Source organism: Comamonas sp. Z3 (assembly GCF_008121565.1).
In the GTDB taxonomy this organism is placed as follows: Bacteria; Pseudomonadota; Gammaproteobacteria; order Burkholderiales; family Burkholderiaceae_C; genus Comamonas; species Comamonas brasiliensis.
On sequence record NZ_VOQU01000005.1, the window covers coordinates 319,086 to 344,057 of the forward strand.

General features: G+C 58.1%; 27 protein-coding genes. 24 read left to right on the plus strand and 3 right to left on the minus strand.

Annotated features, from left to right (window positions below; translation table 11 throughout):
• Positions 1-12 precede the first annotated feature (12 nt).
• From FSY59_RS16800 to FSY59_RS16910, 24 genes are all read left to right on the plus strand, one after another.
• Positions 13-573, plus strand: a complete 561-nt coding sequence (locus tag FSY59_RS16800; protein ID WP_019042363.1) for a hypothetical protein — start codon at positions 13-15, stop codon at positions 571-573.
• A gap of 27 nt (positions 574-600) precedes the next feature.
• The gene (locus tag FSY59_RS16805) at positions 601-2,403 is read left to right on the plus strand and encodes a DUF262 domain-containing protein (RefSeq protein WP_019042362.1); all 1,803 of its coding nucleotides are present in this window, start codon (positions 601-603) and stop codon (positions 2,401-2,403) included.
• Positions 2,404-2,525: 122 nt separating this feature from the next.
• Positions 2,526-3,644 carry a hypothetical protein gene (locus tag FSY59_RS16810; RefSeq protein ID WP_019042361.1) on the plus strand — a complete coding sequence of 373 codons (1,119 nt, stop codon included), beginning with the start codon at positions 2,526-2,528 and terminating at the stop codon, positions 3,642-3,644.
• A gap of 509 nt (positions 3,645-4,153) precedes the next feature.
• The gene (locus FSY59_RS16815) at positions 4,154-4,657 is read left to right on the plus strand and encodes a hypothetical protein (protein WP_019042360.1); all 504 of its coding nucleotides are present in this window, start codon (positions 4,154-4,156) and stop codon (positions 4,655-4,657) included.
• A gap of 665 nt (positions 4,658-5,322) precedes the next feature.
• A complete protein-coding gene (locus tag FSY59_RS16820; protein ID WP_253279284.1) occupies positions 5,323-6,024 on the plus strand; it encodes a hypothetical protein in 702 nt (233 codons plus the stop codon).
• A gap of 3 nt (positions 6,025-6,027) precedes the next feature.
• The gene (locus FSY59_RS16825; protein ID WP_148729383.1) at positions 6,028-6,558 is read left to right on the plus strand and encodes an integrating conjugative element protein; all 531 of its coding nucleotides are present in this window, start codon (positions 6,028-6,030) and stop codon (positions 6,556-6,558) included.
• Position 6,559: 1 nt separating this feature from the next.
• Positions 6,560-7,099 (plus strand): PFL_4695 family integrating conjugative element protein, encoded by a 540-nt coding sequence (locus FSY59_RS16830; RefSeq protein WP_034396552.1) that lies wholly within the window; start codon positions 6,560-6,562, stop codon positions 7,097-7,099.
• Complete coding sequence (locus FSY59_RS27400) at positions 7,096-7,266, plus strand: hypothetical protein (RefSeq protein WP_019042356.1); 171 nt, start codon at positions 7,096-7,098, stop codon at positions 7,264-7,266. Before FSY59_RS16830 ends, FSY59_RS27400 begins: the two co-directional genes overlap by 4 nt.
• 11 nt (positions 7,267-7,277) lie before the next feature.
• A complete protein-coding gene (gene traD, locus FSY59_RS16835) occupies positions 7,278-9,509 on the plus strand; it encodes a type IV conjugative transfer system coupling protein TraD (protein ID WP_019042355.1) in 2,232 nt (743 codons plus the stop codon).
• On the plus strand, positions 9,506-10,282 hold the full coding sequence (locus FSY59_RS16840) for a TIGR03747 family integrating conjugative element membrane protein (protein ID WP_034396550.1): 777 nt from the start codon (positions 9,506-9,508) through the stop codon (positions 10,280-10,282). Before traD ends, FSY59_RS16840 begins: the two co-directional genes overlap by 4 nt.
• 23 nt (positions 10,283-10,305) lie before the next feature.
• Positions 10,306-10,620: an RAQPRD family integrative conjugative element protein gene (locus tag FSY59_RS16845; RefSeq protein ID WP_019042353.1), complete on the plus strand. Its 315-nt coding sequence runs from the start codon at positions 10,306-10,308 to the stop codon at positions 10,618-10,620.
• 18 nt (positions 10,621-10,638) lie between these two features.
• Entirely contained in the window at positions 10,639-10,881 is a 243-nt protein-coding gene (locus FSY59_RS16850) for a DUF3262 family protein (protein WP_029158356.1), read from the plus strand.
• Between the two features lie 29 nt (positions 10,882-10,910).
• Positions 10,911-11,294: a TIGR03745 family integrating conjugative element membrane protein gene (locus FSY59_RS16855; RefSeq protein ID WP_019042351.1), complete on the plus strand. Its 384-nt coding sequence runs from the start codon at positions 10,911-10,913 to the stop codon at positions 11,292-11,294.
• Position 11,295: 1 nt separating this feature from the next.
• Positions 11,296-11,724 carry a TIGR03750 family conjugal transfer protein gene (locus tag FSY59_RS16860; protein WP_019042350.1) on the plus strand — a complete coding sequence of 143 codons (429 nt, stop codon included), beginning with the start codon at positions 11,296-11,298 and terminating at the stop codon, positions 11,722-11,724.
• Positions 11,724-12,464: a PFL_4703 family integrating conjugative element protein gene (locus FSY59_RS16865; protein WP_019042349.1), complete on the plus strand. Its 741-nt coding sequence runs from the start codon at positions 11,724-11,726 to the stop codon at positions 12,462-12,464. The genes FSY59_RS16860 and FSY59_RS16865 overlap by 1 nt, the downstream gene beginning before the upstream one ends.
• Before the next feature lie 5 nt (positions 12,465-12,469).
• Positions 12,470-13,558, plus strand: coding sequence for a TIGR03749 family integrating conjugative element protein (locus FSY59_RS16870; RefSeq protein WP_029158355.1), 1,089 nt, complete (start codon positions 12,470-12,472; stop codon positions 13,556-13,558).
• Between the two features lie 7 nt (positions 13,559-13,565).
• Positions 13,566-14,984 (plus strand): TIGR03752 family integrating conjugative element protein, encoded by a 1,419-nt coding sequence (locus tag FSY59_RS16875; protein WP_019042347.1) that lies wholly within the window; start codon positions 13,566-13,568, stop codon positions 14,982-14,984.
• Positions 14,971-15,456 carry a TIGR03751 family conjugal transfer lipoprotein gene (locus FSY59_RS16880; protein WP_019042346.1) on the plus strand — a complete coding sequence of 162 codons (486 nt, stop codon included), beginning with the start codon at positions 14,971-14,973 and terminating at the stop codon, positions 15,454-15,456. Before FSY59_RS16875 ends, FSY59_RS16880 begins: the two co-directional genes overlap by 14 nt.
• Entirely contained in the window at positions 15,453-18,302 is a 2,850-nt protein-coding gene (locus FSY59_RS16885) for a conjugative transfer ATPase (protein WP_019042345.1), read from the plus strand. Before FSY59_RS16880 ends, FSY59_RS16885 begins: the two co-directional genes overlap by 4 nt.
• Complete coding sequence (locus FSY59_RS16890; RefSeq protein ID WP_019042344.1) at positions 18,299-18,745, plus strand: TIGR03757 family integrating conjugative element protein; 447 nt, start codon at positions 18,299-18,301, stop codon at positions 18,743-18,745. Before FSY59_RS16885 ends, FSY59_RS16890 begins: the two co-directional genes overlap by 4 nt.
• Before the next feature lie 62 nt (positions 18,746-18,807).
• Positions 18,808-20,037, plus strand: coding sequence for a TraU family protein (locus tag FSY59_RS16895; RefSeq protein WP_019042343.1), 1,230 nt, complete (start codon positions 18,808-18,810; stop codon positions 20,035-20,037).
• A gap of 20 nt (positions 20,038-20,057) precedes the next feature.
• Positions 20,058-21,440 (plus strand): integrating conjugative element protein, encoded by a 1,383-nt coding sequence (locus tag FSY59_RS16900; RefSeq protein ID WP_019042342.1) that lies wholly within the window; start codon positions 20,058-20,060, stop codon positions 21,438-21,440.
• Positions 21,437-21,850 carry a hypothetical protein gene (locus tag FSY59_RS16905; RefSeq protein ID WP_019042341.1) on the plus strand — a complete coding sequence of 138 codons (414 nt, stop codon included), beginning with the start codon at positions 21,437-21,439 and terminating at the stop codon, positions 21,848-21,850. The genes FSY59_RS16900 and FSY59_RS16905 overlap by 4 nt, the downstream gene beginning before the upstream one ends.
• A 5-nt stretch (positions 21,851-21,855) precedes the next feature.
• On the plus strand, positions 21,856-23,472 hold the full coding sequence (locus FSY59_RS16910; RefSeq protein ID WP_019042340.1) for a conjugal transfer protein TraG N-terminal domain-containing protein: 1,617 nt from the start codon (positions 21,856-21,858) through the stop codon (positions 23,470-23,472).
• Between the two features lie 7 nt (positions 23,473-23,479).
• Here the strand turns inward: FSY59_RS16910 and FSY59_RS16915 are convergent, their stop codons facing one another.
• The 3 genes from FSY59_RS16915 to FSY59_RS16925 all read right to left on the minus strand — a co-directional run bounded on the left by FSY59_RS16915 (position 23,480) and on the right by FSY59_RS16925 (position 24,916).
• On the minus strand, positions 23,480-23,713 hold the full coding sequence (locus FSY59_RS16915; RefSeq protein ID WP_230629839.1) for a hypothetical protein: 234 nt from the start codon (positions 23,711-23,713) through the stop codon (positions 23,480-23,482).
• Positions 23,714-23,909: 196 nt separating this feature from the next.
• Entirely contained in the window at positions 23,910-24,119 is a 210-nt protein-coding gene (locus FSY59_RS16920) for a hypothetical protein (RefSeq protein WP_034385147.1), read from the minus strand.
• A gap of 86 nt (positions 24,120-24,205) precedes the next feature.
• A complete protein-coding gene (locus FSY59_RS16925; RefSeq protein WP_131326353.1) occupies positions 24,206-24,916 on the minus strand; it encodes a hypothetical protein in 711 nt (236 codons plus the stop codon).
• Between the last annotated feature and the right edge of the window lie 56 nt (positions 24,917-24,972).

The following is a 24,972-nucleotide window of genomic DNA, read 5'->3' on the forward strand; positions in this document are numbered from 1 at the left end:
ATCCGGGTGCCTATGATCCGCCAGATATTCAGTTCTTTTTTCAAGGCAAATACGCGTCCATTGCCGACACCAGGGAGACAACTCCTTACTTGTGGTGCGATCTTGCTGACATTTTTTCTCGTCGATTATTTGTTTTTGTCAACACACAGCCTTAGCGACGCAGAAAAGGGCTTTCTAACGCGACTCGGAACGTTGCTTACCGTCGTGGCTGGTGTGGTGGCTGGTATGGCAGTCTTTTGGGACCAGAACGCGAAAGAGATTGTTGAAGAGTCTGCTGAGCAGACATTCAAGGCTTCGGGGAATCTACGCGCTCTCGATAATTCTGTAGCCAAGCTCCAGCCGACACATAGTGTACAAATCGGGAAGTACGCGAGCGAATTGCAAGCCGCAGCCGATGAGAAGGCACGTGCTCAGGCTTATAACAGCAAAGATCGAAAGCGTTGGATGGGATACTTCGCCCTCGTCCTCCTTGTGGTGGGCGGTATCCTTCTGATCGCAGGAGCTGTGCCGACGAGAAATCCAGCAACGCCGGACGGAGCTGTCGGAACGTGTTGCCTTAAAGAAACGAAGTAGGTTGGGTGCGAGTAAAGGAAATAGTCAATGGTTGAATCTCAGAAGCTCAGGCAGGATCTCACAGTTAAGGGTGAGTCAGTTGAGAGGATCTACGGAAACTACCAAGCTTGGAGGTACATCGTTAACCGTAGGTACCAACGGAAACTAGTTTGGACTCTCGAAGAGAAGCGGCGCTTTATCGACTCCATCATTAATGGGTATCCGGTGCCTATCGTTTTGCTGGCAGAGCAAAAGCTTGCGAGCGGTCTGAGCAAGTTTGAGATCATTGACGGCATGCAGCGTCTCAATGCCGTCTTTGGTTTTATTGAGAATGAGTACTCTGTAAACGGTAGTTTCTTCGATCTGAATACTATGGCGGAGACGAAGGCCTTGCTTGATGCTGGCACGCTTCACCAGCGTGAGCCTGTCTTGGCGAGAGATGTCTGCGTTCAGATCGCTGCGTACACGGTGCCTTTGTCGATCTACGAGTTTGCTGGCGATGCCGATGTAGACGAAGTGTTCCGCCGTATTAACTCAGGCGGACGAAAGCTGTCTCGGCAGGAACTGCGAATCGCGGGTTCAACGGGCCATTTCGCTCAGGCGGTTCGCCGCATCGCAGCTAAAGTTCGCGGCGACGCCTCCGGCTCCGATGAACTCCCTCTAAATGAAATGAAGAAGATCTCGATCACTAACCGAGAGCTTCCTTATGGCATTGATGTTGACGAGGTTTTCTGGATCAAACAGGGCGTGCTTACCAAGGAGCAGGTACGTGAATCTCGCGATGAAGAAATCATCGCCGATGTCCTCGCATATATGCTAATGGACCCGAAGCCGCCCTCTCGTAGCGAGGTGTTGGACGATTTCTTCGGCTATAGCGATGGTAAAGGCTCGACTCAGCGGCACGAGCAGATCGAACTTGCCACGCAGAAGGTAACGACCGAAGTAATTACCGCCGATTTCCAGCGAGTATTGGATCAACTGAAGATTACGTTGAACCGCTCCGGTCGCACGCTCGGGTACTTGCTTTTCGGCGAGAAGCCGCCTAGCGCACCTCGATACTTCCAGGTTGTCTTCCTCGCTTTACACAAGCTAATGGTGCTGGAAAACAAAGAAGTCGTTGACCAAGACCAACTCATTAGGCTTCTCGATGGCGGCGGAGACAAGATTCAGGTGCCCGAGGGTGGGCGTTGGGGTGCTGAGGATCGATCACAACTAGTGAATGGTGCGGCAGGCATTTATGGCGCAGCCTTCGGGCCAAGTAAGGCGTATGACCCGGCCCAGGTTCGATGGATTACTCAGATGGAGAATATCCTGACGCAGTCATATACCGAGCAAGCTGCATACGACTTTAAACAGGGGTTTCTTCGTCTCGACGGAAAACATACCTTTGATGAGGATAGCTTCGATAAGGTATTGAAGACATTGGCTGGAATTGCCAATATCGGAAAAGGCGTTCGCGGTTACGTCCTGGTGGGCGTAGCAGATACTGAAGCAGATGCGAGGCGCGTTGGGCAGTTGTACGGTGTTGATGCAAGGCCATTCGAACGGTTCTTCATCACCGGCGTAGAGCATGAAGCCACAGCTTTAGGGCGATCTCTTGATGAGTTGTTCATGGAGTTGACTACGCGCATCAAGAGTTCAGCCCTATCGGAGCCGTTGAAAGACTACGTGGCTAGACACGTGAAGTCGGTGCGCTACTACGACAAAACTGTCTTCGTATTCGAGGCCCAGGCTCAGGCCGAGCCTTCGAACTTCAAAGGTGCTTTCTTCGTGCGACATGGCAACAAGTTGGCAGAGGTTCCAACTGAACAATTCGGTGAGTTGTTCAAGCGGTTCATTGCTGGTCAGTAAATGGTTCTAATTGTTTTTCGCTGGTTTGGAAGTAAGAGCCACAGACTTTCACGCGTTGGTCTCGAACGGCATGCCAACGTCGGGCTCAGTCCGCCGGCGTTTGAAGGATATGCGGTGACGCAATGAAGCTAAACAAAGCTTGGTGGGAGCATCTTGCGCCGAAGTCTATGATTGGACGGCGGCGTGAGGTTGAGCAGTTGCTTGAAGACTTCATTCGGACCTCCGACTACGCACGGGAATGGGCGCGGGTGGCTGCGAATCCCCATGGCGTGTTTAGGCTCCAGCCAGGCCAACTGATACCCGCGGTGCGCATGATTTTCATGGGCGACCGTCCGGGGTTCATCTCTCCGTTCCGGAAGCTCATGGATGGGCACAGAACGGTGGATCGCATGCCAGAGTACGGTCTTGGCGCCCTGGGCGGAGGCGAGTTAGCTATCCGACCTACGATTTCGGTGGAAGTCGTTACTGATCCTGCGTACTTGGCTGCCGCCATGCGCGGAGTTACGCAGATTAACGAAAGCACCATCCGGAGCCCTAGCCTTGTATTTTCGGTGCCCGCGCACTTCCTGCTATCGCCCAAGCACTACCCCGAACGCGCATACGTCCTCTACCAGCACATCTTCGGCGCTGGTGCGTCGTACCCTGACGACGGGTACTTCTATGTGGGTGTGTCCACCCGCAGCTGGCAAAAGCGCTGGTCCGAGCACCGTCGCGCTATTGAGATGGGCAGTCCATTGCTTTTCCATCGCCGATTTCGAGAAGAGCAAAAGGGCGGACGCCTCACGTACGTGCACCACAGGGTGATGGCTATCACCGACGATCTAGAGGAACTCTACGAGTCGGAGGAGTTTCTAGTTGAAGGACATTTGGATGACGAACGCCGGCTCAACATGGTGCCGGGCGGAAAGAGCGGCCTGCGGTACCTGCGTGAGAACGGATTGCTTTCGAGGGGCGTCGTTCCTCTGCCCGATGACCGCGACAAGATTCTGCACAAGTGGCTGAATGACCATCCGCGCTTGGGATTACCGGCCCCATGGGTCGCCGAAAAGTGGAAGGACAACGACTGGGCGATAGCGCAGATTTGCGGGCGGGACGGGCGCTTATCCGTGGTCCAAGTCAAGGCAATACGCGAGCTTGCAAACAACCACACGCCCGAGGAAATTTACGTGCGCATCGGCGCGAAAGACGTGGATCAAGTGAAACGAGTCTTGGATGGGAAAACCTACGCACGAATAGCCTGATTTCCCAACTAGAGAATCAAGCCACCACGGTTCGCGCTGGTGGCTTTTCAACGCCTGAAAAGATCAAGTCAATTAGTAAGCACGTTTGGGCCAAAGCCATTTGGAATAAAAGGCCCCTACTCACCCCGCTGTGTAGGGGCCTTTCTAATCCCCCGTACAGCCCTTTCCCGGTACCAGTAAATCCTTTGCGCATACTCCGATTTTTGAGGAGTATGCGCGCCCTTTGGATAGGTCCTGTACCCAGTAAAGCCGTTTGTCCTGTACGCGAGTCGGCCCCTGCCGCTCGCTGTCCCTTATGCCCTTAAATTAACAACCATTTATTGTTATTTTTGTCAAGCGTAAACCGTTAGGTATGTAACGCACGGTTTCCGCTGGTGACAAAGCGGCAGCTCTAAGAACATTCGGCCCGGCGACTGACGCATTGCGTCGACACCCCCGGTCCACTGATCTTCTTCGCACACCTCCTCTTGGTTGTGGTCCGGGTTCTTTTTACGGAGTTCCTACGGTCCATGACCCGCATGCCCAGATTCTTTGCCAGCATGGCTTTGCTGGCCATGGCTTCAGCCCAGGCCACCCCTCAGCTTGTTGATGGCAACAAGCGCCTGCAGTTGGGTCGCTATACGACTGCCGAAGCCCTGCCACAGCCGCATCTGAATGAGCCGCTGGCCCTGGTGGCCCAGCTCACATTCCCGCGCGAACAGGTGACGACCGTTGGCGAAGCCATCGAGTACACGCTGCTTCGTACGGGCTATGCCCTGGTGGATTCCCAATCACTGACTTCCGATGCGCGGCGCTTTCTCGGTCTGCCGCTGCCCGAAGCTCAGCGCACGCTAGGCCCGTTTTCTGTTCAAGACGTTCTGAATGTGCTGGTGGGCACAGCATGGCGCTGGCACACCGACCAAATCACTCGCCGTGTGTGGTTCACCCTCGCCAACGCACCCAAGCCTCGCCGCCTGGAGCCCATCGTCAGCCCTAGCACTACGCCTCAGCCGAAGGCGTCCGCCAAGGAGTGAGCATGTCGGAACAAAGCACTGTCGATGCAGACGTACAAGTGACTGAGCCAAGCGTGCCGCCGCCGCCGCCTCCCGATGTGGCAGATTTGTCGCCTGCGGTTTCTGTGGCCCCCGAGGTCACTGGTGTTGATGATTCAGCTGTCGATCATTCTTGGTTGAGCGAGCTTGAGACTGCCGCTCCTCTCAGTGCTGCCACTGCAACTGCGTCGGCAGCTGCTGCGCCTGTTGAGGTCAAAAACCGGCCCGGATTCTTCGCCCGCGCTTTTGGTCGCGCACCAGCTGCAGCAAAGCCACGCAAGGCCGAGGTGCCTGTGAGTGTTGAATCCAGCGAAATCCCATCGCGACGCAAGTCGACGAACCCATGGGTGCTGCGCACAGTCGGCATTGCGGGTGTCGTGGGGATGTTGGCAGTGGGGTACCTTCAATACGGGTCGAAACGTCTACCAGCACTGGATCTGCTTGGCTCATCGCTTCCCGAGGCCGGCCTGGTGGCGCCGCAGCCTGCTTTCGATGCTTCCGAGTTCGATCCGCGCCTGGCTGACACCTCCCCGCTGCCCCTTGCGCCGTTGGCTGATGCGGCTGCGGCACCTATCGGCGGAGCACCAGCTGGCGACGCGGACCCAATCCCCGTGGGCATGCAGCCAGAATTCGATCCAGAGGCGGTTATGCGGCAGTCTGCAGCTGATGCAGGCGTTGCCAGCCTGGGGGACGCGGGCGCTGTGCCGCAAGCCGTGGCCAACTTGGCCCTGCAGCGAAATGAGGCCGCTGCAGCAGCACCGGCTGGTAGTCCACCTATTACTGCCGCACCAGCGCCGACTATGGCGGTGGCCCCCACGGCAGTGGCGACTGCAACACCAGTCGGCGTCGACCCCCAGATGCTTGATCGCATGAAGCGCATGGAAGACATGATGTTGCTGATGTCCCAGCAACTGGCCGCCATGCAGCAGGCCAACGCACTTGCTGGCAAGACCTCTGCGGCACCGGCTCCTGCTCCTGCGGTAGCCCCTGCAGTGGCTCCGGCAGCCGCACAGGCCGCCCCCATCGAGCAGCCGTCGCCGCGCCCAGCGCCCAAGCGCGTGATGGTGAAGGCGAAGCCGGCGACTCCACGCCAGGCTGCAAAGGTCGTCGCAGCGAAGCCTGCGGCAGCCCCTACGGGTGCCCAGCTCGTGTCCGTCGATATGTGGAACGGCGAGCCGTCGGTCGTGGTCGCGTCGGGCGTGCCCGGAGATCGCAGCGTGCGTGTCTTGCGCCCAGGTGATGTGGTCAACGGCTTGTCCCTCAAGTCGGCGGACCCTGTGTCGCGGACTGCCACGTTCGTGGCTCCCGGCAGCCAGGGCCTGACGCTCTCCGTGAGCAATGGAGGCTGATTGATGAAAAAAACTGCCTTTATTGCCACCGTGGTCGCATTGCAGCTGAGCACGGGCGCCCTTGCGCAGCTGCGCACTGGCCGCACTGCAGAAGCTAGCTCGTTGCCCAGCACGACTCAACAGGGCCGCTCGCAACTGGACGAGACAGCGCGTGCTGTGCAACAGATGTGGGGTCTGACTGCCGATGAGATGCAGCGCGCCAAGGTGCTGTCGCTGGGACCTCGTGCCAATTTCTCAGTCAAGGAGCTCTCGCCCCTTGAGGTCCTGGGCATTCATGCTCGCAACGATGCAGAGCGCCGCCAGTATGCCGAGCGCATGGCGCGGATCTTCCACCAGGATGTGGAGCGAAGCATCTTGTGGGACCGTGAAATGCAGGCGGCCATGGCCCGCCTGTATCCCAATGAGCCGATGGTGAACTATGACGGCCTGCCACGCGTGCAGTCGTCTGTAGGTGCAGCCGACATGCTGAACGTGCCACGCACGCAGATCATCCAGCGCGCATCGCCAGCTCCCGCCAACCGCGGAAAACGCTGATATGCACTGCAGGTTCGCCATCCTCGCCCTTGGATTCGCTTGCAGCGCGCCGGCCCTGGCCGGCGTGGAGCTGGAGATGATCCACGACAGCGGCAAGTCGGTGCCGTTGGCGCCCTATGTGGCCCAGATCGTGGGCGGCACAGATGAGGCGAATGTGCTCGACGGGCTGCGTTTCCCATTTCGCAGCCAATTGCGCGGAGGTGTGCTCAAGCAAGACGGCGCGCAGGTCTTCAATGGCCAATGGCTGACTCAGCCCATGTTCGTGATCGGCGCGGACGACGCGTCTTTGCGCTGGGTAGCCTTCAATCACAAGAAGCTGATACAGCTCAATGCTGTCGGCATTGTGGTGCAGGCAGCAACGCCAGCCGCATTCAAGCTGCTGCAGCAAGTGGCCAACCCCTTGCAATTGGCTCCTGATACAGGGGCATTCCTTGCAGAAACATTGATCGCCAAGGGTGCGCCAGTTTTTCCCGTGCTGGTGCACAGCAATGGCCGCGCCTACCAGATCCTGCCCCAGCGCACGTTTGGAGTGGCTCCATGAGCGAACTCGGCCTGGTGCATATCGGATTGGAAGGCACGGTGAAAGCATGTGCCAATGCTCGGCTGTTGCGCGTTAGGCTGGTTCAGCTTGGAACGCCTTTTGCGGCTGCGCAGTCCCAAAATGTTCCAAGCCATCACGGCATGTTCCAGCTGGAGGGCATGCAGTGAGTGACGGGACCATGGAAGGCGTGCTGAGGCCGCCAGTCGAAGCATTGAGCGCAGCCACAGCTTTTGGGATTGCTGGCGTAGCTGCAGCCGCGCCATGGGCGCTGATGATGCCCCACTCGCTGGGCGCAGTCTCGGGCGCAATCGCTGCCGGCTTCGGTTGCGTGCGTGCGCGCCAGGCCTTCCAGGTCTATAGCTATCAACGCGGGCTGAAGTTCACCAAGATGACGCGCTTGGCCCCTCACAAGCTTCCTGTCAATCTCAAGGAGCATCTCTACCTGGGCGAAGGCTTTGAGTGGACGCAGTTGCACACCCAGCGCTTGCTGGACGCGCGTGAGACAGATGTTCAGCGCTTCGTGAAGGCCTCGCCAACCGAGCTCAAGCTCGCAGCGACCGGCGAAAAGATGCGCAAGTGGGCGCAGGCCAAGACCGACAGCCTGCTGGCCAGGGTACTGGAGCGTGCGCTTGATGTCGGCGGTACCGCCAACCCCTTCGCCACGGGCGTGGACCTGGGCGGCAACCCTGTGCTTCATGGCGTGGGAGTGCAGAACGAAAAGCCGGTGGTGTTGCGCCAAGGCTCGCGCTCTGGCCACTTGCTGGTGATGGGCACGACTCGCGTGGGCAAGACGCGCCTATTGGAACTTCTGTGCTCTCAGGACATTCATGCCGGTCATGTGGTGATCGTCATCGACCCCAAGGGCGACGCGGAGCTGATGCTTCGCATGCATGCTGAGGCACGACGCGCTGGTCGCCTGGATCAGTTCTATATGTTCCATCTGGGCTACCCGGAGATTTCTGCACGCTACAACGGGATTGGCAATTTCGCGCGTATCACCGAAGTCGCTGGCCGTGCCACGAATGCCCTGCCCTCCTCGGGCAACTCGGCAGCCTTTAAGGAGTTCAGCTGGCGGTTCACCAACATCGTGGCTCAAGCCCAGGTGGCACTCGGTCGCATTCCGACCTACGAGACGCTGCTCAAGGACGTGACTGGCATTGACCCGCTGTTCATGGACTACGCGGGCATGACGTTTCGCAAGCTCGCGATTGACCATCCCCAGCGCTTCGGCAGCTATCAGGACCGCCTGGTGGAACTGGAGCGCGCTATCGTGGCAAAGAAGGCTCCGGTTCCAAGAAGCCTGCAGGATCGTTCGCCCGACCAGGTGGCGATGTATCTGCTCATCAAGGAAGCACGACTGGACGACAAGGTACTTGTCGGCCTGGCGGCCGCATTCAGCTACGAGCGTTCGTTCTATGAAAAGATCATTGCCAGCCTGGGGCCATTCCTCGAAAAGCTCACCTCTGGCGCAGTTGGCAAGCTCATCAGCCCGGACTACTTCGACCCGAACGACAAGCGGCCGATCTTCGACTGGATGACTGTGTTCCGCCAGGGCGGCATCGTGTATGCCGGCCTGGATGCCTTGTCTGACTCCGTGGTTTCGTCTGCCGTGGGCAACTCCATGCTGTCCGATCTGGTCTCGACCGGCGGCAAGCTCTACAAGACAGGCCTCGACCCACACGGTGACGGGAAGCTGCAGCTGCCGACTGTGTGTTGCCATTTCGATGAGGTCAATGAGATTGCAGGTCCCGAGTTCGTGCCCATGGTCAACAAACTGGGCGGATCTGGCTTTCGCATCACTGCATACACCCAGTCGATGTTCGACATCGAGGCGAAGGTTGGTGACAAGGCCAAGGCTGGCCAGATCCTCGACAACTTCAACCACCTTTGCATGCTGCGGGTGCGCAGCAAGGCGACCGCGAGCCTGCTGACGGACCAGGTGCCACAGGTCAACGTGACGGTGCTCACGCCAGTATCGGGAGTGTCGGACACGGCTGCCCAGGGCAATGGCGTCGATTTCACCAGCCAGAACAACGACATAGCGAACAAGTCGAAGGCACCGCTGATCGAGCCTTCTGACGTCCTCTCATTGCCACAGGGTCAAGCGTTTGCGCTGCTGGAAGGCAATCGCTGCCACAAGATTCGTATTCCTCTGGCTGATACCAAGGACGACCCGTTCATTCCCGCTTCGCTCAAGGCGGTTGCAGAGGACATGAAGCGCCGCTATCGCACGAGTGAGACATGGGCCGCAGAAACCGACTGGCTCAGTACGCAGCCCTTGGGCGCTGGTGCAGGTGGGTTGATCGACACGGATCTCGCCTCTGCCTTTGATGACGATGTGCCTGGCTACGCCATGGCAGGCGCAACTTCGTCAGCCGTGGCCGGCAACGTGATGGGACAGCACTCATGACGGCTCCGAACTCGCCCCCCAAAAAGCCAAGCACACACGGCCCTGTGGGCGTGGCCGTGTTGGTTGGCTTTGGGCTATTCAGCGTGACAGTGTCCTCGTGGCTCATCGGTCTGGTAATTGAAATCGGCGGTGGCTATTTCTTCTGGCGTGGCCAGGGCATCCGCCATGCACAGGAGATGGTGCAGCAGGATCTGCGCTATATCGCAGCCGCGCCACGCAGTCTGCTAGTGCCAGACACCGTGGACTTTTCGCTGCGCATTGTGAAGTGGGTTCGTATGCCCTACGAGCGTCTTGGTGCGCTGCGCTGGTATCAGCGCAACTTGGCCGCCCAGCAGGCGGGTACAGATGCGGCTCTGCCCAGCTTTCTGGGTCAAAGCGTGCAGCCCCAACTCAAAGGGCTGGCCAAGGCCGGCTCGTCGTTCATCCACATGCTCAGTGAATGGGTGGTCATCAGCATGTTTGTCCTGCAGGACGTTCTGCTGCGCCTCTGCACTGCTGTTTTCGCGCTCCCCGCATTTGCGCTCGCCTGCCTGATGGGAGTGATCGACGGCTTGGTGCGCAGGGATCGGCGCCGTTGGCAAGGCGGCCGCGAGTCCTCGTTCGTCTACCACCACGCCAAGCGCTATGTGGGCTGGGCGCTTACAGGTGGCTTTGGCTTGTACCTGTCCTGGCCATTCGGTGGCTTCAACCCGGCCTACATGGTTCTGGTGTTCACCGTGCTTGTGGCATTCACCCTATCGACAACAGTAGGCGCGTTCAAGAAATACGCATGACATTGATTTTGAAGGAGATATTGATGAAACGCTCACGACATTCGTTCTTTGCCCTCTTGGTGATTGGAGTGCTCTCCACCACTGCGATGGCCTGGGCAGATGTTGCCGACGACGAGCTGGAACGCGAGCGCCTGGCGCGCATCGCTGGCGAGATCGAACAGGTGCAGCTGATGGTTGCTGACGCGGAAAAAGCCGCGCCGACCGGTCAGCGCGTGAAGTTCCGCTACGACTGGCTGCAGCGCGACCTGGAGCTGCTGCGCCTCGGCGTAACGAACCATGTGGATGCACCTCGCCAACCTCGCCCAGTCGCGCCATTGCGTGGGGACTATCGGCAATAACCAAAAGAAAAACAAACCATGCAATCAGAAATGGCGACTGCATTTATGCAAGGTGCCGGATTCAATCCTCAAAGCTTGAAGTACCTGCTTTTTGTCGTGGTTTTTGCGATGGTTTTTTCTATTGGCGCATGGCTCGGCACGCTGGTATTGAAGGCTTATGGAGACGGAGAGCTGAATGCACCGGAAGCCATGCGTGCATGTATTGGAATTGCCATCACCGTTCTATTAGTGGTCGGTGTGCTCGGATCAATAATTTTGTAAATCAAAGAAATTAATCAACCGGAGAAATCATGAAAAAACATTTGAAGAAAATTAATTCTGGAATCGCCTCTATTGCACTGGCTCCGGTTGTGCTGCTCGCAACCTGCCCTGCTTTTAGCGCTCTGCCAACAATTCAAGCTCCTGCAGGTGGAAGTATCGGCGGTGGGACTACACAAGAGGGCGATGTTCTCGGGCAAATGGGAGCGTATTTTAAACTCGGAATGACCATTCTGGGATTGGTTCTGGCCGCTATCGCGTTTCTATTCGTTGTAACTGCCTCTTTGCAGCGCTACCGTGACTACACCGCTGGCAAGATTCAATTGGGCGACCTTAAGGAGTTTGTTATTGTGAGCGTGATTATTATTAGTTTTGTGATCTTGATGGTCAACTACGCGGCACAAGCACTGTCCTAACATGGCAGCGAATGACTCTCGCCACCAAGGGAAGGCGCCTGTCATGGCGCCCTTGACAGATCGCGTGAATTCCGAGCCGCCGATTATCAATGGTATGGCGACGAGCGAAGCTGGGTATATTGGGGGTGTGTCGTTCGCTGTGAGCGCTTTTATTGGTGGGACGATAGCCCTTATTACCGGGTTTTGGGTCGCTCTTCCAATTTTGTGCGTTATCGTACCTTTCGCAGTCCTCTGGTATTCATCACTCTATCTGCAAGAAGTCAAGAGAAATCGGCCTGAAGGCTTCTATCTCCATTCGATGCATTTTTATCTTGTGTCACATAAATTGGCAAAGCCTAAATTCCTGGTCCATGACGGCCGGATGCAGTTGGGTTGCAGCTATCGCATGAATTCCATCCAGGCCAAATCTAAATCATCGGAAGATAAATAATGAGCAGCGGTGATTATCTGGACGCCTTGGCGTCGGAGCGCAGCCATACCAAAAAACTGACAAACATTATTTTTGCAGTCGTTTTTTTCGGTGTGGCTGGGATGTGGTTCGCGTCGCGCGTTCCTAAAAATATCGACTTGCACGTCGCACCCGATATTAAGGCGGGTGACACGATACGGGTGATTGATGGGCAGTCGCCAGTGCCGTCTACAAATGCCTACGGCTTTGCGTACTACATCTGGCAGCAGATTAATCGCTGGCAAAGCGACGGCTCTCAAGACTATGGCAAGCAGATTTATGCGATGCAGTTTTATCTGACTCCGCGTTGCCAGGCGCAACTGCAAACCGACATGCAACAGCGTCACGCCAAAGGCGAGCTGCGCCGCCGTACCCGCCAGATCAGCGAGATTCCCGGCTTTCCGTACAGCGAAAACCGTGTGATCCGTGAAGGCTCGGATGCTTGGACGGTGCTGCTGGACATGCAGGTTCAGGAGACCTTCGCAGGGCAGCCGGTCAAGGACGTATTCATTCGGTACCCGCTACGCGTGGTGCGCTTCGATGTGGACCGTGAGCGCAACCCATGGCGTCTAGGCTTGGATTGCTTCGGCAGTAGCCAGCCCGCGCGCCTCAATCCTGCGGAGCTCAAGCCTGGCGCGCCGGTTCAAGCGGACCTGAAAGCACCGCGTCTGCCCGGAACTATTGCCCCTTCGAGCCTGCCTCGTGACACCTCTGTCGATTGATCCACATGATCCAACGTCGTTCTCTTTCGATCTGCCTCCTGGTCGGCCTGCAGCTTCTGCACGGCAGCGTCGCTGCTCAGCAGGTCGAATCGCTTGCGGGCAGTACCGAGACGCCCGAGTTCAATGAGCCTATTGATCTGGGCCAGACGGGTACAGCAGCTGCAACACCAGCTGCTGGAGCCAATGCAGGACGCACCCCAGCTGGCGGGCGTATGGTGGCAGGTGTTAGCGTGCCCGCACCGCTGGCGAATACAGCCGTAGGTTCCGCCAGGCGCGCAGCTGCCGAAGCGTCTCTACGCCGCGTTGGTCCAGCTCCTTTGACTTCTGGCCCCGCCGAGCGTGCTGTGTTTGCGCGTGAGCCAGTCCGGGTGAATCTGACGGTCGGCCAGGAGCGCCTAGTGACCCTGCCAGCCGATGCGTTGCTGCGCATGCCCAGTGACATGGATAGCGTGGCGCGTATCGAGACGATCGCCGGCACGATCTATGTGACTGCGCTCGTGCCATTCACGGCGATCCGAATCATTGCCGAGCTGGTGGATAGCGGCCAGCAGATTCCGATGGATCTGATTGCGGTAGCCGCTCCAGACGCCAAAGACCCCAAGGGCAAGGTCGTGTCCACGCAGTCCGCTAAAGGCGAGCTGCAGGTTTCTGTGATCGAGCCCGCGACTGTGCCGAACCCCACTGGTGGAGCTGCTTTGTCTGGTGGCCAGTCTCAACAGCAAGAGAGCGTTGCTGCGGACATGGTGCAGCTCACTCGACATGCTGCCCGGCAGCTCTACGCACCTCGACGCTTGGCTGGTGGTACGCCAGGTGTGAGCCAGGTTGGCGTAGGAACCGAACCCGTGCCGACACTGTTCCGTGGCGCTGCCGTGGACGCTGCGCCCGTAGGCCAGTGGAAGTCGGGAAACCTGTATGTGACTGCGGTGCGCGTCACCAACCGCTCGCGCTTTGCCCTGGAGCTGCCCTTGGAGAGCTTGCGCGGGCGCTGGCTCTCGGCCACGGCCCAGCATGGCCGGATCGGTGCTGCCGGTACAGACACCGACACCACGGCGGTCTACCTGGTGTGCGATCGCACTTTCGAGTCTTGTCTGTGAGGCCCCCATGGCAGTGAAAAGCAACAAACTCACCCCTGTTCTTGTCATCGTGGCCTTCGTCATCGTCGGTGCGGTCATCGTGATGCGCCAGAACAATGCACCGACCGCTGCACCCATGGCCGCAGCCCCCCTGCCCAAAACGGCAGGCGCAGATGAGGACACCCCCAGCGAGACGCTGGCCACAGTGGTCGCAGCCAACAAGGATCTGCGAGCAGATATTCAGGAAGTGCTCCGTGCTAACCAGGATTTCAGCAAGCGCCTGGAGCGCTTGGAGAAAGGTGCACCTGCAGGTGCCACGCCGGCTGGGGCGGTCGGTGGCAGCACTAATGACACAGATCCAGCCCCATTGGATGTCTTTAAGCCCATTGGCGACGCGATCGACTCTGTTACAGGGGTTGGCTCAGGTGGTAGTGGCGGAGGCCATCGACCCGCCGGTGGTTCCCAGGATCTAGGCTTAGCTGGCGGCAGCACTTCCTACAAGGTGGTTCCGCCCATGGGCTACACCACCGAAACAACTCAGCATCAGGGGAAGATGGTTACGCGCTATGTGCGCGTAGCGCCGGACGGCACGCAATCCATGCCCAGTGCGGTCAGCGCGGCCCAGGCCGCACAAGCTGCTCAGGCCACTCAGGCAGCCTCGAAGCCCCAACCCGTAGCTTATTTCACGCTGCCGGAGAACTCCACGCTGGCGGGCGTCACCGCGATGACCAGTTTGATCGGCCGTGTGCCGGTCAATGGCCGTGTGACGGACCCCATGCAATTCAAAGCCATGGTCGGGCGCGACAACTTGGCCACCAACGGCTGGGAGTTGCCCGAAGACCTCGCCGGGATGATCGTTACCGGCGTGGCCGTAGGCGATATGGCGCTTTCGTGCACCGAGGGAAAGATCCGCAGCATGACTTTCGTGTTCAAAGATGGTGCGATCCATACGGTTTCGGCGCGTCGTGCGCCGCAGACCCAGGCAGGTGCCGGCGTCACAGCCATCGCTACCAATGGTTCCACAGACCTTGGATTCATCAGTGATCTGTACGGCAACCCCTGTATTCAAGGCAAGTTCGTGACCAATGCGCCTGCTTACCTGACCGACATCATTGGTGCCAAGGGCTTGGGCGTGGCCGCCGAGGCCTTGGCGCAGGCCCAGACCACCACCATGGCCAGCAGCAATGGCACCACCTCCTCGATCACCGGAAATGCCGGCAGTTTTGCACTGGGCCGCATGGGTTCTGGAGCCACCGATGAGCTGGTGCGCTGGCTGACTGAGCGCCTCAAGAGCTCGTTTGACGCGGTGGTCACGCCCGCTGGCCAGCAGCTGGTCGTGCATCTGGACCGCCAGATCGAAATCGACAAGCCCGCCAACCCAAGAAAGATCGTGCACCGCACGCAGTCCCCCAATGTCCTGTCTGGAGCCCGCTATGGCCTCGAATAATCCCCTTCTTCTTGCCATCGTGCTTCCCGCGCTACTGGCTGGTTGCACGGCTATTGGGTCGCGCGAGTCTCCGCTGAAAGAGGCTACGGCTGGCAGTCCGACCCTGGTGGATGTGTATCGGGGCAAGTTTCAGCCCCCGCAGTCAGCGGCTTCCTCTCGTGAGACGGCGCGGGACCGCCTGGAGCGTGCGTCGACTGCGCGCCCGATCGCGCGCGGCGACGAAATGACACAGCGTTACTGGTCGGCCCTGGAGCCTATGCAACAGCGCTTTGCACGCGTACCCAACCCGGATCTGGTCATGGTGGTCTATCCCCACCTGGCCAAGGGCCGCTACCCCGTGCCTGGCTATGTCACGGTTTTCCCAATGTATGAGTCAACGGAGTACGCCATGCCCGGTGAGGTGGCCGAAGAGCTGCAACAAGGCCGCGCCGCATTCTCACGCGGCCGCACTGCTCGGGAGGCCGGCCAATGAGCGGATTGCTGGAAATGCTGGGCCTGTCTGGTGGTACCAAAAGCAAGCACAAGCGCCGGCTCATGACGGCCGCCGACCGCAAGCAGATGGCCGCCCGTCCGCCCTCCTTCACCGAGCTGCTGCCTTGGATCAAGTTTTCACCCAAAGACCGCAACTTTGTGATGCGCGACGGCAAGACCTTGGGCGCGCTGTTCGAGCTGGGCGCTGTCGCTACGGAGGCGCAGCCGCTGGAGTACCTGCAGGAGCACTGCCGCAAGATTCAAGAGGCCATTCAGGCGATTCCCGAGGTCGACTCTTCGCCTTGGGTGGTGCAGTTCTTCCTGAGCGATGACCGAAACATCGACGGGCTTAACCAATACCTTCACGACTACATCCTGTCCCAGCACAAGGACGCCAAGCGCGCGCAGGCCATCATCGACTCGGAATACACGCAGTCCGTGCTGAAGGAGTTTCGCAGTCACCTGTCGCAGGTTTCCCGAGAGCAGGGGCTGTTTACCGACACCTTGGTGACGGGCCAGACCTGGCGTGGCCAGCAGCGGCGGGTTCGCTGCTGCATCTATCGCCAGTTTGATGACTTGGTCAATGAGCGCCGCATGGCCGAGCAGCAGATGGAGGCTGTGGCCACCACCTTGCTGGCCACGCTGAACGAAGCCGGCGTGACGGCGCGGCGTGCCAACGGCAAGGACTTCTACGAGTGGATGCTTCCATTCTTCAACCGTAATGTGCCCTGGGCCAGCACGGGCGCCGAGCTGTTCCGCGGCGCGCCCTATCCGGGTGATGTGGCTCCAGAGGGCATCTATGACTGGGACTTTTCCGAGTCGCTAAACCTGTCTGAGCCCTCGTGCAACCAGGAACAAGGCTGCTTCGAATTCGATGGCCAGCCGGTGAAGTTCCTCACGCTGCAGAACCTTCGTGCTCACCCTAGCATAGGGCACTTCTCCGCAGAAAGCCGGATCGGGAACGAAGCCTATGCGCGGTTTGACCGGCTGCCGCCTGGCTCGATGCTGTCCGTGACGGTGACGATTGCTGCCCAATACCAGGTCGAGCGCCACGTCGAGGACATCAAAAAGGCCTCCCGTGCTCAAAACGCCGTGGCGCAGGAGACCCATAGAGAGTCGGAGCAAGTGCTCCAGCACATGGCCACCGGGGACAAGCTGTATCCGATGTTCATGGGGCTGTACCTGAGCGGCAAGACTCATGCGGATCTGGATGCGGCTGTTTCCGAGGTCAATGCCCAGCTGACGCCGACCGGGATGCGTTTCATCGAATCCCGAGAGGACCTTGTGGCGCATGACGCATTCCTGCGTGCATTGCCATTCGCATTTGATCCCACGTTCGACCTGCGAAGCATGCGACGGTCGCGCCTGACGTTTGCGAGCCTGATCGCCGCCATTTTGCCGGTCTACGGGCGCTCACGCGGAACGGCCAACCCCGGCTTTTGGTTCTGGAACCGGGGCGGCGAGCCGTTGTGGATCGATCCACTCAACAAGATCGACCGCAAGAAGAACGCCCATATGGTGGTGTTCGGCCCCACAGGAGCGGGCAAGTCGGCGACGTTGAATTACCTGTCCATGCTGGTCATGGCCATCCACCGCCCACGCCTGGTGATCGCGGATGCAGGCAAGTCTTTCGATCTGATGGTCAAGGACATGGCCACCAAAGGCTTGAGCGTGTATCGCGTCAACTTGAGCGGCGATACAGACGTATCACTGCCTCCATTCGTGTACGCCAGCGAGCTGCTGCAGGACAAGGAGATCATGGAGTCCTTCAAGGCAGCGGAGGAATACTTCGGCGCTGGAGCGGGTATCCCCTCCGAAGAGGATGCTGAGCTCGTAGGTGCCGAGCGACTGATGGAGTCGGTCAATGAAGTGATGGAGCCTGATGACGCCAACGACGACTCGGACGAAGAAAAGCGCGACTACCTAGGCGAGATGCTCATCTCGGCCATCATGATGATTACGGGTGGTGAAGACGCCGAGCTCAAACGCATGACGCGCGCCGACCGCTATCTGGTCACCAGGGCCATTATTCGAGCCGCAGTGCGCGTATCCAACGAAGGCAAGCCCCATCCTCTGACACAAGACGTCGCCCTGGAGCTGACGGCCATGGTCAAGGACGCATCTCTGTCGGAGCACCGCCGCGCGCGCGCCGAAGAGATGGGCCATTCGATGATGACCTTCACGACAGGCCTGCGCGGCAAGCTCTTCAACCGCCTGGGCCAGGACTGGCCCGATGCCGATGTAACCCTGGTGGAAATGGGCACACTGACCAAAGACGGCTATGAGGATGCGCTTGCTGTGGCCTACACCAGCCTGCTGGACTCGGTGCAGTCGCGCGCCGAGGCCGCTCAGCATGAGGATCGCCCCCTCATCATGCTGACCGATGAAGGGCACTTGATTACCACCAACGAGCTGCTTGGCCCGAAGGTGGCCAAGGGCACCAAGATGTGGCGAAAGCTCAATGCCTGGTTCTGGCTGGCCACGCAAAACCTGAAGGACTTCCCTGGCAGCATGTCCCGCGTGCTGTCCATGTGCGAGTTCTGGATGTTGCTGACCATGGACAAAAACGAGATCGAGGAGATCGCGCGCTTTCGATCGCTCACACCTGAGCAACGCCACATGATGGAGTCTGCCGTCAAGGAGCCGGCGAAGTACACCGAAGGTGTGCTCATCAGCGCGAACAATCAGTGGCTGTTCCGAAACGTGCCACCGGCGTTGCCAATCGCGCTGGCAATGACCGAGGGCCACGAGAAGGCCGAGCGCCGCCGTCTCATGGACGAGCATGGTTGCACCGAGGTTCAAGCGGCCTACCGCGTGGCGGCACGCCTGCAGGAGGCGCGCGCATGATGCGGTCCTCCCTCACTGCCCTGGTGCTGCTTCTTTGCGCTCATGGCGCGCTGGCCCAAGGCTCTATCGGCCCTTCGGTGACAACCGTGGAGGTCTTCGCCAATTCGGCCACGGTGGTACGGCCGCCGTTTCGCCAGCCTGGCTACGTGCTCAAGGTCTATCGCGTGGACGCCATGGCTCAGCTTGAGCAGCAGCTCAATGCAGGGCTGCCCAAGAACGAAGCCGACGCCATGGCCTATATGCGTCAGCACGAGGCCGAGATCCGTCGCCGCTACAAGGACCAGATCACCAATGCGGCCTCCGGCATGACGCTGGCCGTCCAGTACCGATTGGACCGGCTCCCGGCCATCGTCATCAATCGCGCCAAGGTCATTTATGGAGTTGCGGATGTGGACCGCGCCATCGAACTGTTCGCCGCGGCTCAGCAGAGGCCTTCCCGATGAAAAAACGAGCTTCCCTAAATCTCAGGCTGCGCCGTCTCGTCGCGGCCGTCAGTACGGCCTCGATGTGCGCTGTGCTCACACCGGCCACCACCATGGCAGGAACCACCACCCCGGCCATCATCGCGAATACGGCCAAGGCGGCCTTGTCTTGTGTGTCGTACTCCGTCGAGGGCGTGTGCTTTTTCTTGAGCTGCGGCTGGACCGGATGCTGGATTCGGACCTCGATCAAGATCTCCCACTATGTGCCAGATGTGGTGGTCAGCACCTACAACGAACCGCTGCGCCACCCTTGGACCGACATCGGCACGGTCGTGGCCACCACGTTGACAACGGCTGGATCTGCACTGACAGGACGGCTGCTGGACTCGTCCGCCGGCGGCCTGGACAGCAACTCAGCCATGGCGAACTTCAAAGGGGCGGATGCCATAGGCAATCCTGCCGGCATGTTTGCCAGCATGCTCGCGTCTGGCGGCATGTTCACAATGCCTAAGTCCATCGCATTTCCCACGGTTAGCGAGTTGGCCAAGTTTCCCTCGAAGGAGCTACCCAATATTGGGCGCCAGTGGACCCAAGTGCCTGCCAGCATTGCAGAAACTGTGGCATCTGATGCCAAGGGTCTGTTGAGCTCGGAATCATTGCTGGCCAGCCTTGGAACGATCCTCAAGACCATCGAGGGCGTGAAGCAGGTGATGGAGATCGCCGAGACCGTGCAGCAGATCCAGGCGGGCATCGCCGGTCTGCAGCAGCTCTCCGAAATTCTCTCGGGCAGCACCGGAGGTGCCCTCTTCTGTCCTGGCGGAGCCAGCTATTTCAACCTGCACTTCCAAAGCGAGCTCGATGCGCCTTTCTGGCGCGGCATCGTGCCTGTGGAAATGATCTATCCGCAGGCCTGGGTACCCGGACTGGGCGAGATCGGCTCAGGCTATACGCAGACCTGGGGCAACCTGTACCCACGTACCGGAGAAATCATCCAGTCGCACCCCGTGAAGGCTTCTGCAGTGCTAGCTGAGCGTGTCGCCTCGATCATCTACAAGGAAGCTCAGCCTCACATCTACTCGCGCGTCCAGCCCTCCGGGGGCTATCGCTACTTCAACTATGGCGAGAAGCGCAAATGGCAGATGTTGTATCCGCAGGCTTGGTCCGGGTGCCAGCAATTCGGCCAGAACGACTCGCTGTCGCTGACTTCGTTCGGGGATGGAGCCACCAGCTCCGATGACGGCTACGCCTGGAACCTTTGGCAAAAGTACACCTGCTGCCGGCGTCGTGGTGTGTATCTCTACTCCGTGCCCTGACCTCCCACTCCAATTTCACTATGACAATCGCACACTCCTCTTCTCTGCGCTTCAAGCGGATCTGCGCGGCCGTGACCTTGGCCTGCGTGCTGGCTCCCTCGGTCGTGACACCTGCGGCCGCCCAGACGATTACCTCGTCGGGTCTCTACTATCGGATGGGCGGGGGCTCGCCGATCAGCGCTGCCCCCCATCGCAGCGCCTTATCGATGCAGTTGGGTGCCGGCGTCCGCGCGAACTATTCCTGCGGGAAGTTTGACATCGGGCTCTCGTGGTCGGATCTCATGAATAGCATCCAGAACCTGGGTGCGACGATTACCGGGGCCGTGCAAGCCGGTATCTCGGCCCTGCCGCTGTATTTCCTCCAGCGCGCGCAGCCAGGCCTCTATCAGCTCTTCCAAAACTTCAGCCAGAAGGCGGATCTGCTGGTCTCTGCATCGCTGAAGACCTGTGAGGACATGGAGGCGATGATCAAGAATGGCCAGGACCCTTATGAGGAGTACATAGCCCTGGCCAAGGGCGATGCCTGGAAGGTCAAGGCCAATACGGGCGGCAGCGTAGTCAATGCCAAGCTCGATATCAACAAGAACGAGGCGGGCCAGCGTGCCGGATTGCCATGGGTATTTGGCAGCCGAGCCGGGGGTGCTGGGACCCCTCCTATCCAGCCAATCCGCGACCTGGCCGTCGCCGGCTACAACGTCACCATCAACAAGGCAGCCAACTCCCTGTCGACGGCGAACTACGGCAGCTCCTCGCTGGCATCGACGCGCCTGGTCCAGGCCTTCAAGACCCCGGACGATCTGGCTCGCTGGAGTGCCGAAGTCCTTGGCGATCAGAAAATCTATATGTGCACCCAAGGCTCCGATTGCCCGAGCCCCACCATCACCTCGACGGCGACCGGCCTGGCCCCGAAATTTGAGCGCGAGCTGGACGAGGTACTGCCCACGATGCGAAATATGGGCTTCAGCACTTCAAGCAGCCATGCCGACCTGGCCAAAGTCAGCGCTCCCGGCATGGCCGTGAGCCCACAGCTGATGGACGCCGTGCGCAAGCTGCCGACTGATGTGCGGTCTGTGGCCATTAACCGCCTGGCCCAGGAGGTTGCGGTCTACAAGACCATCGATAAGGCATTGATCGCGCGTAACGCGCTGATCTCTGGCATGAGCCTGCCCGAGGCCACAGGCGCTGCTCCCGTTAGATCCGAGGTACAGACGAAGATTGACCGCCTGACTCAGTACATCAACGACATGATGTTTGAGTTCCGCATACGGAAAGAAATGACCGGCGAGACAGCTTTGTCGATTATGGGCAACCAGCAGCAAGCCGGGGCCGCGTCGATGGATGTGCAAGGCGGCACGCGTGCAGATCCTGCGCCGTTGGTCGACGGACGTGTGAGCACAAGATGACCGGCACCGAAAAAGTCGAGGAAGCGTCTCAGCCGGTTCCAAAGCGTAAGGGGCGGCTTCGTCGTTGGCTGCCCTGGCTCATCTACGGTGCCTTGATCGTTTTGATTGGCGGCACCTTGTTAACCTGGCTGCTTAAGCTGGAGCCCTCACAGGTCGTCTCTGTCTCAGCATGGTTTCGCAAGGGCGCGCAACTCGGGACGCTTACTCAGACCGCACTGTGCAGCTGGGTGATTGTCAGTTGGCGTCCGATCGTGGCCTGGGGATTCAGACGCGGCTACGTGGCCAAGCATGAGCTGCGGGCGGTGCTGGCTATGCGCTGGCGCGTTGCCGGCATGCTGACGATGTACCTGGCACTCGTGCCAATAGGCGCGGGCAATATTGCCCGATTCATCATGGGCCTTATCTCCTGATCGATATGCAGCTCGATAGCTATCTTGAACTTTTTACGACGCTCTACGGCTGGGCATTCGCCAACCTTCTCGGCGAAATTTTGACCGGAACCGGCCTGGCCGCCCTGCCCTTCGCGCTCATCGTGTTTAGCGCGTGGCATAGCGCTAAAGAAGAAGGCGCAGGGTTTAACGGCGTGCTGGCTCTCATCGAGTCCATACAGACCAAGCTGATTACAGCATTGCTGGTTATGGCCCTGTGCTTCGCCACCACGCCTCTCACCTCGCTGCACAACATCAATCTCAGCTACAAGCCAGAGCGAGCTGCAGATGGTTCTGAGCCTCAGGTCGTGTCGACCCAAGGTGGGACGAACTCGGGCTACGACCGAGCGATGGCCGACGCGGTGAATGGGTCTTTTGCCCGATCGGGAAACCTGTCCTATGTCCCCTTGTGGTGGTACAGCGTCATGGGGCTGTCCTCTGGCATCAATGGCGCTTTTCGGGCGGGTATGACCAGCTCTGAGCGCGATCTGCGCGTCGTAGCAGATCTGGCCAGGATGGCCACAATTGAAGATCCGGCTCTGTTGCACGATGTGCAGCGCTTCTACAGCGAGTGCTTTGTGCCGGCACGGAGCCAGTATTTCTCGATGGACAAGAATCAGATCTCAGCAAATGGCCGAGGCATTCTCGCTGAGGGGAGCATCTATGGCCCTACGGATGTGGACTGGGTGGGCAGCCAGTTTTTCCGAACAGAGCCCGGTTTCTATGACGTGATGCGCTCATATAACCCGGTGCCTGGCTGGAGCATCGACTTCAATCGCGATAGCGAATACATGCAAGGCGGCGCTTCGGATCAGGGCTTTATGAACCCGGACTGGGGGCGCCCAACCTGCAAGCAATGGTGGGAAGCTGACGCTGCTACAGGAGGAGTACGTGAGCGCCTCACCAGCAACACCTCGACATGGCGGAGTCTCTTGCAAGTCGCCCAAAACACTATCACGTTCAGTTCGACAGATGAGGCCAAGGATGCCATGGCAAAGCTCGCTTTTGAGAAGGCCAACCCGACATTTGTTAGTCCTGACAAGATGCTGGGCGACGACTATGGCAAGGGCACGAACGCGTGGCGTACCGTCACAGGGGGGATTAGTACCATCGGGGTGGGTAAACAGGCATTTGAATCCTCACTCGGCATGGTCCCATTGTTGAATATGCTTCCCATGCTCCAAGCACTTGTACTGATGGCGTTGTATATGTTCCTGCCATTTATCGTAGTCATTAGTTGCTACGATTTAAAAGTGATGGTGATTGGTGGATTGGCAATATTCACGGTCAAGTTTTGGGCCGTCATGTGGTTTGTGGCTCGTTGGCTTGACGCTCATTTAATCGAGGCGATGTACCCAGGTTTGAGCGGATCTGCATTGATGCAAGAGATTACGCAAAGCGTGAGCTCAGGTCAGCCGCAGCTATATAAGCGCATGATTCTTAACACGTTATTGGCGCTGATGTTCATTGCGCTTCCATTCATTTGGAGCTCCATGATGGCGTGGGTCGGTTATCGACTTGGGTTTGAAAGTTCAACTCTCAATAAGGGAGAAAATCTTTCTTCCAACGCTGGCAAAGGCTCATCAATTAGACTGAAGCGCTGACGATGAGTTAGCGGTTTTCTTCTTCTGTGTAACGGTGCAGATCGGCCAAGCCTACCTCACCGTTGTACATTGCGGCATAGACATCGTTGACCGAGGTGATGATGGGGGCATCTTCTTCAGTCGCCTTTGGCGAAGTGAAGAAAGCCCAAGCAGCATTCCAGAGCGAACCAAGCACTAGACCGCCAACGATGAGGAAGACTCGCCAAAGCAGGCCGATGAGAGCGGTAAAGAGTTTGAGCATAGGGACTCCATCGAAGTGAAATGGATCTTCGTGGCTCCCTGTGCGATCGTGCATCGCACACGACCCAAATTGAGTGGCCTCCACATCCTTCTGGATGTGCGCCAAGCAGATCACATACCTGGCGAGTCCAAATCTTGGCCGTTAAAGCGCAAGCGTGTCAGATGGTAACGGGTTCCATGACTGATGTAAAGGTGAACTAAGCACCGGCAATCTCCACTGGGCCAATCCCGAGGTAGACCTGCGTACCTGCTATATCGGTGACCGACCAGCGGTCATTGTCCAACTGAGTGACTTGGTAATTTTCAGCGGTCAGCGGCAGGCCCATTTCTTCTTGGTAGCCCAGCCATGTCTCATAGCGTAGTACAGCTGAAGGAACGAATGTGCTTGTATCTGCTTTGATTTTCATGAGTTCTCGATCATGCACCGTAGGTGCTGTGAAGCGACTTAGCCATAGCGAATGAGTGTAGATTGACGGAAGTATTTCTCATATGGTTATCGCTCGTAACCCTTACTTTTCGTTTTATTCACTTCATTCTCGATAGATTTTTCGAGGGTTTGAATTTCCCTCTCCGCTGCTAGTTCCACCTCGGAGATAGATCGCTGTAGATCTCGAATGTCATCGAAAACAACAGCAGCTCTCAAACCTTCGGCATCAATGGAAACGGCAAGTCCGCCACACGTTCCGTTTGACACTTTCGTTAACTGGTCGACGTAATATTTAAATTGTTCGTGATCCACACCAATTTCAGTTGACGGAGTACTAATATAGTCCAAGCAAAATTTACCATCGCCGATCCAGTTATGATTTGTTGCTGGCTTGATAATAATGTCAATATATGGTAAAAATGCAAGACATTTCTTTTTACTATCGGAATATTCGCTGGCAACGCTCAAGAAATGGCAGCGTTTTGAAATATCATTGAAATTTGAATCTTTGAAAGATTCCAATTTATCCCGGAGAGATTTTTTACTTGCCTTGGTTTTTTCGCCAGCAATTTCTTTAAACTCTCTTTTGAACTCAATAATAATATTCCGTCCTCCTACAGAGGTCAAAAGGTCACCAATGGTTTTTTCGCCTTTTCGTGTTTGCTGATATAGCTCGATACCGACCGCAGTTTTTGCCCCTTTTGAGACTGCACTGAACATGTAGCCAAGGGTAAAGAGAAAGGTTCCGATGTAGACATTTTCGTAGGTAGGTTTCACTTTATCTCCTGGGGTATGAGGCAAACCAGAGATCATGCCCGAAGGATGGGGTTCCC

Excerpts from the sequence above, each read along its gene's own strand:
- FSY59_RS16800 (WP_019042363.1), top strand. The coding sequence starts at position 13 with ATGATCCGCCAGATATTCAGTTCTTTTTTCAAGGCAAATACGCGTCCA.
- FSY59_RS16805 (WP_019042362.1), top strand. The coding sequence starts at position 601 with ATGGTTGAATCTCAGAAGCTCAGGCAGGATCTCACAGTTAAGGGTGAG.
- FSY59_RS16810 (WP_019042361.1), top strand. The coding sequence starts at position 2,526 with ATGAAGCTAAACAAAGCTTGGTGGGAGCATCTTGCGCCGAAGTCTATG.
- FSY59_RS16815 (WP_019042360.1), top strand. The coding sequence starts at position 4,154 with ATGACCCGCATGCCCAGATTCTTTGCCAGCATGGCTTTGCTGGCCATG.
- FSY59_RS16820 (WP_253279284.1), top strand. The coding sequence starts at position 5,323 with ATGCGGCAGTCTGCAGCTGATGCAGGCGTTGCCAGCCTGGGGGACGCG.
- FSY59_RS16825 (WP_148729383.1), top strand. The coding sequence starts at position 6,028 with ATGAAAAAAACTGCCTTTATTGCCACCGTGGTCGCATTGCAGCTGAGC.
- FSY59_RS16830 (WP_034396552.1), top strand. The coding sequence starts at position 6,560 with ATGCACTGCAGGTTCGCCATCCTCGCCCTTGGATTCGCTTGCAGCGCG.
- FSY59_RS27400 (WP_019042356.1), top strand. The coding sequence starts at position 7,096 with ATGAGCGAACTCGGCCTGGTGCATATCGGATTGGAAGGCACGGTGAAA.
- traD (WP_019042355.1), top strand. The coding sequence starts at position 7,278 with ATGGAAGGCGTGCTGAGGCCGCCAGTCGAAGCATTGAGCGCAGCCACA.
- FSY59_RS16840 (WP_034396550.1), top strand. The coding sequence starts at position 9,506 with ATGACGGCTCCGAACTCGCCCCCCAAAAAGCCAAGCACACACGGCCCT.
- FSY59_RS16845 (WP_019042353.1), top strand. The coding sequence starts at position 10,306 with ATGAAACGCTCACGACATTCGTTCTTTGCCCTCTTGGTGATTGGAGTG.
- FSY59_RS16850 (WP_029158356.1), top strand. The coding sequence starts at position 10,639 with ATGCAATCAGAAATGGCGACTGCATTTATGCAAGGTGCCGGATTCAAT.
- FSY59_RS16855 (WP_019042351.1), top strand. The coding sequence starts at position 10,911 with ATGAAAAAACATTTGAAGAAAATTAATTCTGGAATCGCCTCTATTGCA.
- FSY59_RS16860 (WP_019042350.1), top strand. The coding sequence starts at position 11,296 with ATGGCAGCGAATGACTCTCGCCACCAAGGGAAGGCGCCTGTCATGGCG.
- FSY59_RS16865 (WP_019042349.1), top strand. The coding sequence starts at position 11,724 with ATGAGCAGCGGTGATTATCTGGACGCCTTGGCGTCGGAGCGCAGCCAT.
- FSY59_RS16870 (WP_029158355.1), top strand. The coding sequence starts at position 12,470 with ATGATCCAACGTCGTTCTCTTTCGATCTGCCTCCTGGTCGGCCTGCAG.
- FSY59_RS16875 (WP_019042347.1), top strand. The coding sequence starts at position 13,566 with ATGGCAGTGAAAAGCAACAAACTCACCCCTGTTCTTGTCATCGTGGCC.
- FSY59_RS16880 (WP_019042346.1), top strand. The coding sequence starts at position 14,971 with ATGGCCTCGAATAATCCCCTTCTTCTTGCCATCGTGCTTCCCGCGCTA.
- FSY59_RS16885 (WP_019042345.1), top strand. The coding sequence starts at position 15,453 with ATGAGCGGATTGCTGGAAATGCTGGGCCTGTCTGGTGGTACCAAAAGC.
- FSY59_RS16890 (WP_019042344.1), top strand. The coding sequence starts at position 18,299 with ATGATGCGGTCCTCCCTCACTGCCCTGGTGCTGCTTCTTTGCGCTCAT.
- FSY59_RS16895 (WP_019042343.1), top strand. The coding sequence starts at position 18,808 with ATGTGCGCTGTGCTCACACCGGCCACCACCATGGCAGGAACCACCACC.
- FSY59_RS16900 (WP_019042342.1), top strand. The coding sequence starts at position 20,058 with ATGACAATCGCACACTCCTCTTCTCTGCGCTTCAAGCGGATCTGCGCG.
- FSY59_RS16905 (WP_019042341.1), top strand. The coding sequence starts at position 21,437 with ATGACCGGCACCGAAAAAGTCGAGGAAGCGTCTCAGCCGGTTCCAAAG.
- FSY59_RS16910 (WP_019042340.1), top strand. The coding sequence starts at position 21,856 with ATGCAGCTCGATAGCTATCTTGAACTTTTTACGACGCTCTACGGCTGG.
- FSY59_RS16915 (WP_230629839.1), bottom strand. The coding sequence starts at position 23,713 with ATGCTCAAACTCTTTACCGCTCTCATCGGCCTGCTTTGGCGAGTCTTC.
- FSY59_RS16920 (WP_034385147.1), bottom strand. The coding sequence starts at position 24,119 with ATGAAAATCAAAGCAGATACAAGCACATTCGTTCCTTCAGCTGTACTA.